The sequence below is a fragment of the Saccharibacillus sacchari genome, assembly GCF_037722395.1.
In the GTDB taxonomy this organism is placed as follows: Bacteria; Bacillota; Bacilli; order Paenibacillales; family Paenibacillaceae; genus Saccharibacillus; species Saccharibacillus sacchari_A.
Map to the genome: position 1 here is coordinate 1 of NZ_JBBKAR010000019.1, position 13,938 is coordinate 13,938.

Below are 13,938 nucleotides of genomic sequence, written 5' to 3' on the forward strand. Positions count from 1 at the left end.
ATAAAATGGAAAATAATAAAATTAAACTAAATGAAATAGTTACTTCGATAAAAGTTATAAAGAAATTTGATATACTAGAAATAACATACATTTTGATGCAGAGGAAAAAAATTGTAATAAAATTAACCAAAAATAGTTTTTTTGGTAGAGATCAATTAGTGTACGAGTTAGTTTCTCCTAAAGAACAAGAAGAGATGAAAGATATATTTTCGTACTCCTCGGAGTACAGGGAACTGGATGACTTAATCAAGGACAATACTAGTTTGAAATTTATTGATAAAATAAAAAATAGTGTTCTTTATTTTCCTACATATAGACGAGTCGATAGTGACATGATTCAGTTTTTGGAAAACAATAGTTTACAATTCGATAGTGATGATGAGTTTAATCAAATAAGAAGGTTCGCAAGTAGCTTTCCAGAAGATCGAAGAGTAATCGGAGTAAATGATATGGATATTGATAAACTTTACGGGAATTACACGGAACAGTTAAGAAAATTTAATTCTGAAGGATTGAATAAGGTTTTGCGTTCGTTTATTGAAGAAATGATCAAAAGTACTTACAAAAACAATCTAGAAAGTCGAAAAAAACCACCAATTACTCTTTATGATAAAGCTCCTGAACAACTTATAGAATTATCTCGCCAGCTAAATATAGAAGATATAAACGAATTAGAGGTAAAAGATTACTTTAAAAAACAAAAAAAATTAGCAGAAAGGTCAAATGCTCATAAACAAACAAAACCTAATGATCAAAAAGAGAAAAGAGAAATAAGTCAAGATTTACAAGAACTTTTATTATTCAGCTTATCCTCTTTAGGTTCAAATAATAATTTGTTGATGAGACTTATTGATCTATACGATCAACATATTAGAGGAGTTAATGAGAAGTTACAGTCTTTCGAATATTTAAAAGAAGCTTTTGAAAAGTTCTTTAAAGATAAAATAAAAATTGAATTAAATAACTATAAAGTGGAGTTGACAACAGCTTTCAAGACCTTATCAACTGGAGAAAAGCAATTAATCACTTTGTTATCCTATGCTGCCTTATCACTAAACAGCAGTGTTTATAAACCTTTAATTATAATAGATGAGCCTGAATTATCTTTGCACATTTCTTGGCAGATGAATCTTTTAAGTACGCTTTTGAAAATTCCTAACATTAATATTTTGCTTGCTACGCATTCCCCTTATATAGCTCATGAAGACTACCAAGATAGCATTTGGCAATTAGGTGATATAGATGAATATTAAAAAAGGTAGCTCTTTTAATGAAAACGCAAGAGCTATAATAAATGAAAGATATTTTATGAAAAAGGCTCCTAAACATAAAATGTTGTTAGTTGAAGGAATAGAAGACATTAATGTTATTCGAGATTTTTATATTCACAAAAATCAGAAGTTAATTTTTAAATTAGTGTTAGCGAATGATCCTAATTTAGAAGAGCCATTAAATTTTGCAGGAAAAAAGAATTCTATAGTGCAACATGAGAATTTAAGAACTCAAGGACATAATGTAGTAAGCCTTTTAGATAGAGATTATGATTTCTTTCTGAACGAGGATATCACTGACCCCAAAATCATTTATTATGACTACTTTGAACTTGAAAACTATTTATTTGAGAGTTCTATTTTCAAGGTAGTTGTGAAAAATATTTTTAATTATGAGGATCAAGAGACTTATGATATGTTTTTAGTTTCTTTGTCAAAAGTAGAGTATGCACTGTATCCTTATATTTTGTTATGCTTATTACGTGAAGTTAATTACAGAAAAAGTATTTTAGATTCTGATAAGCTCGAAAATGTTTTAAATATTATTAAAAAAAAACCTGCTTCGATGATGCAAATGTCCAATTTAGCGGCAAACGACCCCTTAGATAGAATTTTAGAATATATTCAAAAAGAATTAGGCCGAGTAGAGCTCAGTATAGAAAAAGTAGAAAGTATTTTACAGGAGCATTGCCCCAATTTTTCTTTTTTTGATTCGAAAAATTCGTTAGATATATTTAAATACTATATAAAAGGAAAAACTATATGTAGTTCTTTGCCTTTAATGTTAAAAAACGAAGCTGAAAAAAATTCGGATTTAAAAAATGGAAATGTAATAGGGAACTTGGATAATTTAATTTCAAGATTGCGATTAGAATGGATTCCTACAATATCTAAAGAATTCGAGTACTTATTGCAAAAAATAGAAGTATCTTTTGAATAATATATGTATATGATGGTGCAATCTCATGGATAGTTCGCCATTCTCGCCTGTTATAAGACAGCGAGTTCAAGACGATGAAAGTGCGGACAGTTAGATATATTCCTAAAGACAATACATGTCGAGGACGTGGCTTTATTGAAATGACTTGTACAAAAACTGACTGTCAGTCAATCGAGGTTATACGTTTCTGCACAGTCAGATTTGGATTTTTGTAGAAATCTCCGTATTAAACTCAAATACTTCCCCAAATCCAAAACGACCTCGCTTTTCGCTTAATTGCGGATTCGAGGTCGTTTTTTAAAGGCTTAGTTTTCATCGACTTCTAAATAAACAAATTATGATTCGCCTGCGAAGCCTGCCCTAAATAGTAACCGACACCGCCAATTTGCACCGAGTCCATCAGTTCTTCCTGCTGGATGCCCATCAGGTCCATAGACATCTGGCAGGCGACCAGTTCGACGCCCTGGTCGGCGGCGCTTTGGATCAGGGATTCCAGCGAATCCACGTTGTTGCTTTGCATCAAACCGCGGATCATTTTCGGGCCCATGCCCAGCATGTTCATGCGGGACAGGCCCAGCTTGCGGCTGCTGCGGGGCAGCATCAGGTCGAACATGCGGCCCATTTTGCTTTTCGCCACGGATTGCCGTTCCGGTTTGCGGATAACGTTCAGTCCCCAAAAAGTGAAGAACATCGTCACTTTGCGTCCGCTGGCCGCCGCTCCGTTAGCGATGATGAAGGAAGCGATCGCTTTGTCCAAATCTCCGCTGAATACGACCATCGTGCTGGCAGGGTCTGCAGGGGTAGCAGTCGACGTCGCGTCTGAATATAACGAAGACTGCGGAATCGCCGCCTTTTTGCTCAATATCGCTTCGATCGCGCCGCCGCCCACACGCTCCAACTTCAGCAAGTCCGAACCGTTCATGTTGGCCCAGGCTTTAATGTCTTCGTAAAAACCGGGGTCGGAAGCTTGCACGCGCAAGATTTGTCCGTTTTTCAGCGCATCCATGCTTTTCTTGACCTGCATCAGCGGCCCCGGGCAGCTCAAGCCGCGCGCGTCCAGTTCATGATCGACGGTCAGCGGTTGGTCGGCTGCGAGAACGAGAGGTGCCGGAGCCGTTTCTTGTGCAGGAGCAAAAGCAAGCGTAGAAGTCTCTTTAACTTTTGCATGTTGTCCTTGATGTTCGCTTTGTCCTTTATCTTTGCTCTGCGCTTCATCACCGTTTTCCCCGCCGTCACCGTCTACGAAACCCGACGCAACAAACAGCGCTTGCCGATACGTTTTATAACCGCCGCTCAAGTTCCTCACATCGTATCCATGCTGCCGCAAAATCTGTGAAGCCGTATACCCGCGCAAGCCGACCTGGCAGTAGACCCAGATTGCTTTGGCAGGGTCCAGCTCGTTCAACCTTGCCCGAAGCTCGTCGACCGGGATAGAGAGCGAGCCGGGAATATGGCCGCCGCGATGCTCCAGATCGCTGCGTACGTCCAGCAGGATGGAATCGTCGGGAACGCGCGTATCGAGCTGATCGTACGTAAACGATTGAACGCGCCCTGCGACGATATTTTCCGCTGCATAGCCTACCATATTCACGGGATCTTTCGCGGAAGAAAACGGCGGTGCGTAGCTCAGTTCAAGCTCGGCCAGATCGCTCACATGGCCTCCGAAATGAATCGCGACCGCGATATCGTCGATCCGCTTTTCCACGCCTTCGTAACCGACGGCTTGCGCGCCCAGCACTTTGCCGTCCGGCGCGAACAGCAGCTTGAGCGTGATCGCGCTGGACCCCGGATAATAGGACGCATGGGAAGAAGGATGCACGATGACGCTGCGGTAGTCGATACCAAGCCGCTGCAGCGTTTTTTCGTTGCTGCCGGTGGAAGCGGCCGTCATGTCGAACACTTTGATCACAGACGTGCCCATCGTGCCTTTGTACACGGAGTCCAGGCCGGCGATGCGGTTCGCGACGATGCGGCCTTGTTTATTGGCCGGTCCCGCCAGCGGAATCGCCGCTTTGCCGCCGTGGATATAATTGCGCACTTCGATCGCGTCACCGACGGCGTACACATGCGGAAGATTAGTCTCCAGCGCTTCGTTGACCGCGATATGGCCTCGCGCGCCCAACTTGATTCCGCTGCTTTGCAGGAACGCGGTATCCGGGGTGACGCCGATCGCGAGAATGACCAGATCGGCATGTAGCAGCCGTTCGCCGCCCAACTGTACGCCGATACCGGAGTCCGTCGAACGGAAGCCTTGCACGCGCTGCGAAAAAAGCAACTTTACGCCTTTATGCTGCATTTCCTGCGCCAGCGCTGCCGCCAGTTCGGGATCGAAAGGCGCAAGCAGTTGGGCATTGCCTTCGACAAGCATGACGTCCAGCCCGGCTTCTTTGAGGTTTTCCGCCATTTCGACGCCGATAAATCCGCCGCCGATCACGATCGCGGACCGTCCGCCGCCCGCCGTTACTTTTTCCTTGATGCGGTCGATGTCGGGAATATTGCGAACCGTGTAAATCAGCGGATGGTCGTTGCCCGGCAGATCGGGCACGACGGGACGGGCGCCCGGAGACAAGACCAGTTCGTCATAACTTTCTTCGTACAACCCGCGTTCGGCGCTCCGTACTTGAACGGTCCGCTGATGCGGATCGACCGAGACCACTTCGCTATGGACGCGGACGTCGATCCGGAAACGGTCGTTCATGCCTTGCGGCGTCTGAACGAGCAGGCGCTCGCGCTCGGCGATCGAGCCTCCGATATAGTAAGGCAATCCGCAATTGGCGAACGAGATATACGGGCCTTTTTCGAACATGATGATTTCGGCATGTTCGTCCAGTCGACGCAAACGGGCCGCTGCAGATGCTCCGCCTGCCACGCCGCCGACGATCAGTACTTTTTTGCTCATGCTTCGCACTCTTCCTCTCCGAATAAAGCTTTCACAATGGCTTCGACCCGTTGGTCAGCCAGAATATAATTGACTTCCAGACCTTTGCGTTCGGTGGTGACGACGCCCGCGCCGCGGAGTTTTTGCAGATGCTGGGAGATCGTCGATTGCGGAATGTCCAGACACTCCTGCATATAAGAGACATTGCACTTCTTTTTGCGCATCAAGCCGCGTACGATGCACAAGCGGATCGGATGGGACAAAGCTTTCAGCAGCTCCGCCGGTTCGTCGAATTGGCTCAGGTCTTGTTTATCAAAAGCGGGAATACTCATCACTATCACTCCTGTATCGTTATATTCGAATAATACGATATATAAAAATAACTGTCAACTTGATCCGCTGTTCAAACGGAAACAGGAGACCATCGTTGCATGCGAAAGGTTCGCTCAAAAAATCAAATTATGTTTACGAGTTAACTGTAAGTATCCACCTTTATTAACTTAACTTGTATATATGGTTTCTATGACATACAATAGACCCCGTACGAACCCAAGCACTTTTTTCAAAACTCTACGCAAGGAGGCACCTTATCTTATGTCACACTCTAACCTCGCCCTTTCCGTATTGGACTTGCTTCCGATCCGCGAGGGTAAAGACGCCGCAGCGGCTATCAAGCAGATGGTCGGTCTGGCGCAAACCGTCGAACAACTGGGCTACACCCGATATTGGATTGCCGAACACCACAATACCCCGACGCTGATCAGCTCCGCGACTTCAATCTTAGTGAAGCACGTTTTGGATCATACCGAAATCATCCGCGCGGGTTCCGGCGGTGTCATGCTGCCGAACCACTCGCCGTTGATCGTAGCGGAACAGTTCGGCACGATCGCCACTATTCACCCGGACCGCGTCGATCTGGGACTCGGCCGCGCGCCGGGAACGAACGAAGCGGCAGCGGCGGCAATCCGGCGTTTTTCGGGCGATTCCGCTCCTTCTTTCCCGGACGATATTCAATCGCTTCTTGCTTATCTCGGCGCGCCGGAAGAACAAGCAGCCGTCCGGGCCTATCCCGGTATCGGCACGAAAGTTCCGCTGTATATCCTGGGTTCTTCGACGGATTCCGCGTATTTGGCTGGCGCGCTCGGCTTGCCTTACGCGTTCGGCGCCCACTTCGCTCCGGCTCATCTGGAAGCGGCGCTTGCGGCGTACCGGGCAAGTTTCAATCCTTCCGCGCATCTGTCCGAGCCTTATGTGATGGTGTCTGCCAATGTGGTCGCGGCCGACTCGGACGAGGAAGCCGATTTTCTGTCGACGACGATGAATCAGGTATTCCTGAACATTCTGCGGAGCGGGCAACAGCTTATGCAGCCGCCTGCCGAGAATCTCGGTTCGGACATCACCATGCAAGAAAAAGAAATACTCGCAGCAATGTCCAGTGTTACGTTCAAAGGAAGCAAAGACACGATCGCGCAGCAGCTTGCCCTTTTCCAAAACCGCTATGCCGCCGACGAACTGATCGTGAATTCGTTCATTTACGACGAAGAGAAGCTGAAGCGTTCGTTCGAAATTTTAAAAGAAGCCGTGCAGAGCATGGAGGAAAATCGTCAATCGGAGACAAGTATCAACCGGTAATCAACGCGCATCCAAATCGGGTATCCGAGTTTCATCGTTCATACGCAGTTCATATTGTCTTCATTCGGGGGACATTTCGGTTCGTTAGACTGGGAAAAAGCAGGCCGCAAAGCCGTTTCGCAGATCGCCAAAGGAGCTGAATATTTTGACCCCGAATGCAAGCAAAACCCGCAAAATCTGGTTCGTCTTGTTGAAAATCGTTGCCGCGCTCGTGATCTTCGTTTTGCTGTGCGTCGCGACCGTTTTTGCCGTCGATGGTATCAGCAGCGCTTCCGAACAGAAAAGATTGCAGCCGTACGGCCAGCACGTGACGGTAGACGGCAAGCAGATGAACGTGCTACTTCAAGGTGACGGCGAGGACACGATCGTGCTGCTGCCCGGTTACGGCAATGCCGCGCCCGGACTTGATTTCCAGCCGCTGATCGACGCGTTGGCAACGGATTATCGCGTTGTCGTAGTCGAGCCGTTCGGCTATGGACTCAGCGATCCGACAGATGCCGAACGCAGTACGGAGAACATCGTCCATGAAATTCATGCGGCGGTGCACAGCTTGGGCATCGACCGATACACGCTAATGGCGCATTCGATCTCCGGTCTGTACAGTCTGGATTACGTGAACCGGTACCCGCAGGAAGTGACCGCGTTCGTCGGACTGGACAGCAGCGTGCCGTCGCTCAGCGAGCAGCAGATCGAAGCTTCGGACGTCGCGCCGATCCGGTGGTTCCGCGACTTGGGCTTCGACCGCTTGCAACTGAAGCTGAGCGCCGATCCCTATGAGGGACTCGCTTATGACGAGAAGGTGGTCGAGCAGTTGCACATCATGATGAGACGCAATATGTACAACGACACGCAATTGAACGAAGTCGTGAGCATGTATAGCAATTTTCAAACCGGGCAACAGCAGTCTTTTCCCGTCGATCTGCCGGTATTATTTTTCCTCCAAGCCAATCATCCCGCGGTAGCAGAATGGATTCCCGAACATGAGAAACAGATCGCGAATTCCGAGCGGGCCGAGGTGGTGTTATTGGACGCGAATCACTATCTGTACCGATCGCATCCGCAAGAAATCGCCGAGGGTGTACGAGCGTTTATAAAAAAGCCGAATTAAAAACACCAGAAAGACCGTTTATCTCAATCAAGGATGAACGGTCTTTTGTTATGGAAAGGGTCAAAATAACGTATAATAAAAAGATGCGTCTTTGCATGTCTTTTGTTTTGGAGGTTATCATGAGCAAAAAAAACTTAATGCTATCGTCGATGATCCTGCTTGCTTCTATACTTTCCCTGTCAGCGATCCACTTCCTTTACTCCCATCAAAAGCAACCAGTATGGCAAATGTCTGCTCCCGATATTTCGGTTCAAACCCGAACATTCGACGGTCTGACCTTTTCGCTCCGAAACGCAGTATACACCGAAGGCCGCATATCGCTCGGAATCGAAGTGAAAGGCGGCGGACAAGTCGAAAACGATCTGGGCTACGAATTCTACAACGACGGGGATCTGTTCGCTTCCTCCGTTAGCGGCACGATGCGTCAATTAGGAGACCAACATTATTACTTGACCGCGGACACCGACGAAGTCTCCGACCTGCCAAATCATTTGAACTTAAAAATCAATATCCTATCCCGAAAAAGCGCATTGGAACCTCACCGCTTGAGCGCGACTTTCGAAATTCCTTTAAACAAAGAAAACCAGAGCGTAAACGAAAAAACGACCTAAGCTGTTGAGAAAGTGAAACGTAGCTAGAAGTGAGAAGGCGTAGAGAGAAATTCAGTGAAAGACGCCTTTGAACTTGGAAAACCTACAACTAAAATTCCAATCCAGTTTTCCAAGTGAGACAGCGTCTTGTGAAGCATTTCGAAGAAATGCACTTCGGAAGCCTATGCTGACAATTTCTCTTGGAGCCTTCTCGCTTCCCACGCTAACGTCACTCTCTCAACAGTTTTCGGGCGCGTAACCGCCCTAAGAATAAGCCAAACATAGGAGGACCCTCATGTCCTGGAGCAAACTGCAACAACAACTGGAGAGCTTTCTCTCCCCGTCATTGATCGGCAAAGTCGAATACCAAGCCACCAGCTACCGCTATCTGCTCGATAAATCCGGCACCTGCCATATTTCCGTCGATAAAAAGAACATCCTCAATATGAGCGATAAAACCAATCCGATCCGCTGGTTCCAAAGCGAGATAGAGATCAAAAACGATCCCGAGCTGTACATTCCGGTCAAGCCCGAAGACATCGAAGCCGTGCGCAAGTCCGCCAAAGGCCCGATTCCGGAAGACCGTCTCAAGATCATGGCCCGAAGCCGCAAAGCGGGCGAGCATGCCAAAAACATGATGAACGCCCAAGCCGCGCTGGCCAAATCCAACTTCACCAAAGACGCAAACAAATTTCTGACCACCCCGATCGAGACCAGTCTGGAAAGCGACGATATCCTGCTGAATATTCTCGCCCTGGTCGACCGCCGCGTCGGCAAAAAGCGTATCCTGAACATGTCCGAGCAGATCAAGCTGAAGCATCCGATCGTGCAGTATTTTTATGAATTGCGGCGGGACGCGTAGTGTTCGTCATACCATTCAATTGCATAAAAAAGGCGCAAGCTGGCTTGTGCTTTTTTTATGACTTATTCCGCATATACTGATGATAAAACGCGATTTGGAGGTATTTGAGTGATCCATAAAGATCTGGGAAATCCATCTTCTTTTGATATGGATACGGTGCTGAGTTCGCTTGCACACAAACGTCCGCTTTTTCATAACGAAGCCGATTTTCAACATGCGCTGGCTTGGGAAATACGCGAAATGTATGACTGCAAGATTCGTTTGGAGAAACGGATTGATATTCAAGCAGGCAAACGTACTTACTTGGACATATGGATCGAGCATGAAGGGCAAACTTACGGTATCGAACTGAAATACAAAATACGCGGAGCCGAATACGTGCATGAAGAAGAAACGTTTTCTTTTCTGAATCAGAGCGCGCACGATATCGGGCGTTACGATATTGTCAAAGACGTGCAACGATTGGAGCAGATGGTCAGGCTTGGCCGGATTCACAAAGGGATGCTGATTCTGGTAACCAACGATGCGGCCTATTACCGTCATCCGGGCGTCGAGAAGTTCACGGCCGACCGGGATTTTCGTATTCATGAAGGGCGGATGCTCACGGGGCAAATGAGATGGAGCGACTTGACCGGAGCAGGTACGATGAAAGGACGAACGGAACCTATCTCGTTGCAGGGCAGTTATCCGATGCGATGGCAGGATTACAGCACCTTCGAGACTGCGGCATTTGCTATGAGAAGACTGCTTGTTTCGATTACGTCTAACGGCTTGTCTGCGGATGTAGATGTAGCTCCCCCAGCTACTGCGCCGGAAGTCGTCGCACCGGAACCCGTGATTGCTGCGGCGCTTCCAGGGGCGACAGAAAGAGCCAGAATCTATATCCGGGAACAATTGAGAACCGCTAAAAGTAACGGAGACGCGTATTGCGACCTGATCTCCGGAGACATTCATCGCGTACTGAATTTTAAAAACAGTATGCCTATAGTATGCCAAGCGATGATTTCGATTCCCGAATACCGGTTCCGAATCTTGAGCGACTCGCCCAGCGGCAAAACATCCACGAAAAAGATTCGGTACTTTTTGAACGTTACGCCAGATTCTTGACATCCGCGCTCTATTCGCCTTATGATGGCAACAGTTCAATACGGCGATGGAGTTCGCCATAACCGCCTTGCGAGGCTAATGACTCCTACTCATAATTTATTATGGGTAGGAGTCTGTTTTGTTTCGGGGACCGCAATCGGGAGAAGAGGAGATATAGGGAATGCGAAAAGGGTCGGGAAAATGGACAGACTTCGCGCAACGCACCAGCCATTTGGCGTTGTGGAGCACGTTTTTGAAATGGATCGCGTTAGGCGGTGTGGTCGGCGTGTTATCGGGAACGGCGTCGGCTTTTTTCCTGCATAGCCTGGATTACGTCACGAATCTTCGTACAAATCACGGGTGGCTACTGTTCCTGCTGCCGCTCGGCGGCGCGCTGGTCAGCTATCTGTACCTGAAATTCGGACAAAACAGCGCCAAAGGCAATAATCTGATCTTGGAACAAATCAACGAGGGTCAAGAAACCATTCCGCTGCGCATGGCGCCTTTGGTCCTGTTCGGCACATTGGTGACGCATCTGTTCGGCGGTTCGGCCGGGCGGGAAGGAACAGCGGTGCAAATGGGCGGAAGCCTGGCGGAATGGTTCGGGAAAACAATTCGCATCGACGCGGACGACCGCAAAATTTTGCTCATGTGCGGGATCAGCGGCGGCTTTGGATCGATCTTCGGCACGCCGCTCGCGGGTACAATTTTCGGATTGGAGGTAATCGCGATCGGGCTGATCAGCCATCGGGCGCTGCTGCCTTGCTTTACGTCCAGCTTCGTCGGAGATCTGATCGCCACGCGGCTGTGGAACGTCCACCATCTGCATTATCGGATCGGTACTGTGCCTGCGGTCGAAATGTCGATCGTGCTCAAAGTCGTGATTGCTTCGATCTTGTTCGGTCTGGTCAGTTTGTTGTTCAGCGAGTTGACGCATGCGCTCAAACGCGGCTTCACGGCGATCTTTCAAAATCCGATGCTCAAAAGCGCCGTCGGCGGCTTTCTGGTGATCGCTTTGGTCGCTATCGTCGGAACCCGCGACTACCTAGGCTTGGGTCTCCCGCTGATCCAACAGTCGTTCGAAAGCGAAGTCTCGCCGTTCGCGTTCTTGTGGAAGCTGTTGTTCACTTCCGTCACGCTCGGCGCGGGCTTTCAAGGCGGAGAAGTGACCCCTCTGTTCGCGATCGGCGCGACGATGGGACACAGCTTGGCCGATCTTCTCGGCCTATACGCCCCGTTTTTGGCCGCGCTCGGCTTTATCGCCGTTTTTTGCGGAGCCACGAACACCCCGATCGCTTGTTTCATCATGGGCATCGAATTGTTCGGCTCGGATGCCGCGGTGTATCTGTTCATCGCTTGCCTGGTCAGCTATCTGTTCTCCGGCCACAGCGGCATCTACACGTCGCAACGCATCGGCGTGTCCAAAAGCCGCCTACTGACCGTTCCGGAAGGCACCACATTGGCAACGGTAAAAGAACTGCGGAAACAAAAGCGATCCATGCGCGACAAAGAAAGCGAAGGGAAAGCGGACACGGGAAAAGGCGAAGAAAGATAACTGTGAGCCGGGAGGATCGAAGCAGTCGCATGCGGATTTCGAAAAAATGTATATCGGTACATCTCTCTATCTCTCTAAGTATCGCTTAATGTCTCTGAATTTCACTGAATGTCTCTAAACATCGCTGAATCTTGCTATAATCCGCTACAGTTGCTAGTGGCATCGCGTCCCTGCTAATTTCCTTTTCAATGTGTGCAAAACGTCAACAATTCCACTCCGATTCATCGCTTTTTTCGTAAGATGCTGATGTTTCGTCAACATTTCTCCTCCATATGCCTCCAAACAGGAGCAAACTCGGAAAATTGTTGACGTTTCATCAGCATTTTTTAAAAACAGCTGCCAAAACGCTCCAAATGTGCACAAAACGTCAACAAACCATATCCGCTAACTGCCTTTTTAGTAGACATCCCAAATCCTCCCCCCAAAAAGCTCCTATTCTTCCTCAAGCATAGCGAAGGGCAAAATTCAGTGAAAGACGCCTTTTAACCCGAAAATGGGGGATCGGCGCATACGCCGATCCCCCATTTTCGGGTGAGACAGCGGCTTGAACGAATTTCGCCCGCAGCGCCCTGGCTTGTTCCCCCGAACAGAATCTTTTCAATCACCTGTAAAATGCACGACCGCGCTGTACAGCATCTTGTTGCGCACCGGATCGAACGTCACTTGGTGCTGAACCTGCTTCACCCGCAGCGCCAGCGCTTTGTTGATCTCCATGCGTTGCTCGATCTCGCGTTCCAACTCGCGGAAATCGTAGGCTTGCAAGCATTCCACTTTGTCTTTCATCATATCCAGAATAATGTCCACTTCGGTAAACTCCTTCGTTATGCTCGTGATTTTCGCCCGGTACGCGCGTTATTGTTCCCGCATCAGCCGTTCAAGTTCCGCGGAAGGGCGCGCGCCGAGTTCTTCGTCCAGTACGGTTTCCAACGTCAAATACTGCCGTTTCGCATCGGACTTGCGCCCGAGCGCCAAGTACAGCAAAATGATCTCCCGGTGCACGTCTTCGCGAATCGGATCAAGCTGCAAAATCCGTTCGAAATAATACAACGCCCGCAGCGGCTGCTGCATTTTCGCGTGGTACCGGGAGGCGGTGTCCAGCACCGCGATAAAATCAATCTCCAATTGCCGCGCGCGCGTCAACGCCCATTCGTAATGCCGGCCTTTCAACAACTCGCCCGCGTACAGCGCATCCATGCGCTCGAACCGCTCCGGGTCGTGGCGATGCTCCGGCGTGCGGCGCATTTGGCGGAACAATTCTTCGAACTCGTACAGGTCGCAGTCGACCACTTCGCGATTCACGCGGATGCCGCTGCGGTCTTTGAGAATGATCGGCGTGTCGCCGCCGTCTCCGATCGCGCGTCTGACATAGTAGAGCGTGGAATTGAGATTGGTCGAAGCTTTTTGCGGACTCAGTTCTTTCCACAGCGTGTCGGTCAGCGCGTCGCGCGTCGTCGAGCGGTTGCAAAGCAAAAAGGCGAGCAGTTCTTCCGTTTTCGGCGTGCGAAGCTTGAGCGGCCCGTCCGTTCCGCTGCCGCCGCGCACCGAAAACCCGCCGAATAGGCTTACCGTCAATCGGGGAATGGCGACCTCGGGAACGGCTTCGGCCGAAGGTTGTTGTTCAAGCTCCGGCTCGCGCGCCGGGGTCGGCGATTCCGCCAGTTTTTGCTTGAGGCGCGAGATGCTGCGATTCAACCGCTCCGCCGTGACCGGCTTGATGACGTAATCGATCACTTCGTGGTCGAAAGCCTGCACCGCGTATTCTTCGTATCCCGTCACCAGCACGATCGGCAAGGCAGGATGGAATTTGCGCAGTTCGCCGATCAAGGTCATCCCCGAGATGCGCGGCATCGTAATATCGAGAAAAGCGGCATCGAACCGATGGGTTCGGGCATACGCCTGAGCGGCTTCGGGATCATGAAAAGCGCCGCAGACCTCGACTTCCCCGCTTTCCGTCAAAATACGGTTCAGCCGCTTGAGCGACAAATCTTCATCGTCCACGATCAACACTCTCATGAT

General features: G+C 49.0%; 12 protein-coding genes and 1 riboswitch. Of the genes, 8 read left to right on the plus strand and 4 right to left on the minus strand.

The features are described from left to right. A partial coding sequence (locus WKI47_RS06265) for an AAA family ATPase (protein ID WP_340226317.1) occupies positions 1-1,253 on the plus strand: 1,253 nt, incomplete at its 5' end. Beyond that, positions 1,243-2,211: a DUF4435 domain-containing protein gene (locus WKI47_RS06270; protein WP_340226318.1), complete on the plus strand. Its 969-nt coding sequence runs from the start codon at positions 1,243-1,245 to the stop codon at positions 2,209-2,211. The genes WKI47_RS06265 and WKI47_RS06270, both read left to right, overlap by 11 nt. Positions 2,212-2,533: 322 nt before the next feature. Here the strand turns inward: WKI47_RS06270 and WKI47_RS06275 are convergent, their stop codons facing one another. Together WKI47_RS06275 and WKI47_RS06280 are read right to left on the minus strand one after the other, a co-directional pair. Then, the gene (locus tag WKI47_RS06275) at positions 2,534-5,110 is read right to left on the minus strand and encodes a DsrE/DsrF/DrsH-like family protein (RefSeq protein WP_340226319.1); all 2,577 of its coding nucleotides are present in this window, start codon (positions 5,108-5,110) and stop codon (positions 2,534-2,536) included. Then, positions 5,107-5,421 carry a metalloregulator ArsR/SmtB family transcription factor gene (locus WKI47_RS06280; RefSeq protein WP_340226320.1) on the minus strand — a complete coding sequence of 105 codons (315 nt, stop codon included), beginning with the start codon at positions 5,419-5,421 and terminating at the stop codon, positions 5,107-5,109. The genes WKI47_RS06275 and WKI47_RS06280 overlap by 4 nt, the downstream gene beginning before the upstream one ends. A 262-nt stretch (positions 5,422-5,683) precedes the next feature. Here WKI47_RS06280 and WKI47_RS06285 point away from each other — a divergent pair, with 262 nt between their 5' ends. From WKI47_RS06285 to WKI47_RS06310, 6 genes are all read left to right on the plus strand, one after another. Beyond that, positions 5,684-6,721 carry an LLM class flavin-dependent oxidoreductase gene (locus WKI47_RS06285; protein ID WP_340226321.1) on the plus strand — a complete coding sequence of 346 codons (1,038 nt, stop codon included), beginning with the start codon at positions 5,684-5,686 and terminating at the stop codon, positions 6,719-6,721. Positions 6,722-6,866: 145 nt separating this feature from the next. Then, positions 6,867-7,829, plus strand: coding sequence for an alpha/beta hydrolase (locus WKI47_RS06290; RefSeq protein WP_340226322.1), 963 nt, complete (start codon positions 6,867-6,869; stop codon positions 7,827-7,829). A 119-nt stretch (positions 7,830-7,948) separates the two neighbouring features. Then, positions 7,949-8,440, plus strand: coding sequence for a hypothetical protein (locus tag WKI47_RS06295; RefSeq protein ID WP_340226323.1), 492 nt, complete (start codon positions 7,949-7,951; stop codon positions 8,438-8,440). A gap of 274 nt (positions 8,441-8,714) precedes the next feature. Next, a complete protein-coding gene (locus WKI47_RS06300) occupies positions 8,715-9,281 on the plus strand; it encodes an SF0329 family protein (RefSeq protein WP_340226324.1) in 567 nt (188 codons plus the stop codon). A gap of 108 nt (positions 9,282-9,389) precedes the next feature. Continuing rightward, a complete protein-coding gene (locus tag WKI47_RS06305; RefSeq protein ID WP_340226325.1) occupies positions 9,390-10,388 on the plus strand; it encodes a hypothetical protein in 999 nt (332 codons plus the stop codon). 33 nt (positions 10,389-10,421) lie between these two features. Beyond that, a riboswitch (Fluoride riboswitch) is annotated at positions 10,422-10,483 on the plus strand. Between the two features lie 65 nt (positions 10,484-10,548). Continuing rightward, positions 10,549-11,922: a voltage-gated chloride channel family protein gene (locus WKI47_RS06310; protein WP_340226326.1), complete on the plus strand. Its 1,374-nt coding sequence runs from the start codon at positions 10,549-10,551 to the stop codon at positions 11,920-11,922. 597 nt (positions 11,923-12,519) lie between these two features. Here WKI47_RS06310 and WKI47_RS06315 read toward each other — a convergent pair. Both WKI47_RS06315 and WKI47_RS06320 read right to left on the minus strand, forming a co-directional pair. After that, a complete protein-coding gene (locus WKI47_RS06315) occupies positions 12,520-12,726 on the minus strand; it encodes a DUF2536 family protein (RefSeq protein WP_340226327.1) in 207 nt (68 codons plus the stop codon). A 48-nt stretch (positions 12,727-12,774) separates the two neighbouring features. Further along, entirely contained in the window at positions 12,775-13,935 is a 1,161-nt protein-coding gene (locus WKI47_RS06320) for a response regulator (protein WP_340226328.1), read from the minus strand. Positions 13,936-13,938 lie beyond the last annotated feature (3 nt).

Coding starts and splice junctions, on each gene's coding strand:
- WKI47_RS06280 (WP_340226320.1), bottom strand. CDS start 5,421: ATGAGTATTCCCGCTTTTGATAAACAAGACCTGAGCCAATTCGACGAA.
- WKI47_RS06320 (WP_340226328.1), bottom strand. CDS start 13,935: ATGAGAGTGTTGATCGTGGACGATGAAGATTTGTCGCTCAAGCGGCTG.
- WKI47_RS06295 (WP_340226323.1), top strand. CDS start 7,949: ATGAGCAAAAAAAACTTAATGCTATCGTCGATGATCCTGCTTGCTTCT.
- WKI47_RS06310 (WP_340226326.1), top strand. CDS start 10,549: ATGCGAAAAGGGTCGGGAAAATGGACAGACTTCGCGCAACGCACCAGC.
- WKI47_RS06285 (WP_340226321.1), top strand. CDS start 5,684: ATGTCACACTCTAACCTCGCCCTTTCCGTATTGGACTTGCTTCCGATC.
- WKI47_RS06275 (WP_340226319.1), bottom strand. CDS start 5,110: ATGAGCAAAAAAGTACTGATCGTCGGCGGCGTGGCAGGCGGAGCATCT.
- WKI47_RS06270 (WP_340226318.1), top strand. CDS start 1,243: ATGAATATTAAAAAAGGTAGCTCTTTTAATGAAAACGCAAGAGCTATA.
- WKI47_RS06300 (WP_340226324.1), top strand. CDS start 8,715: ATGTCCTGGAGCAAACTGCAACAACAACTGGAGAGCTTTCTCTCCCCG.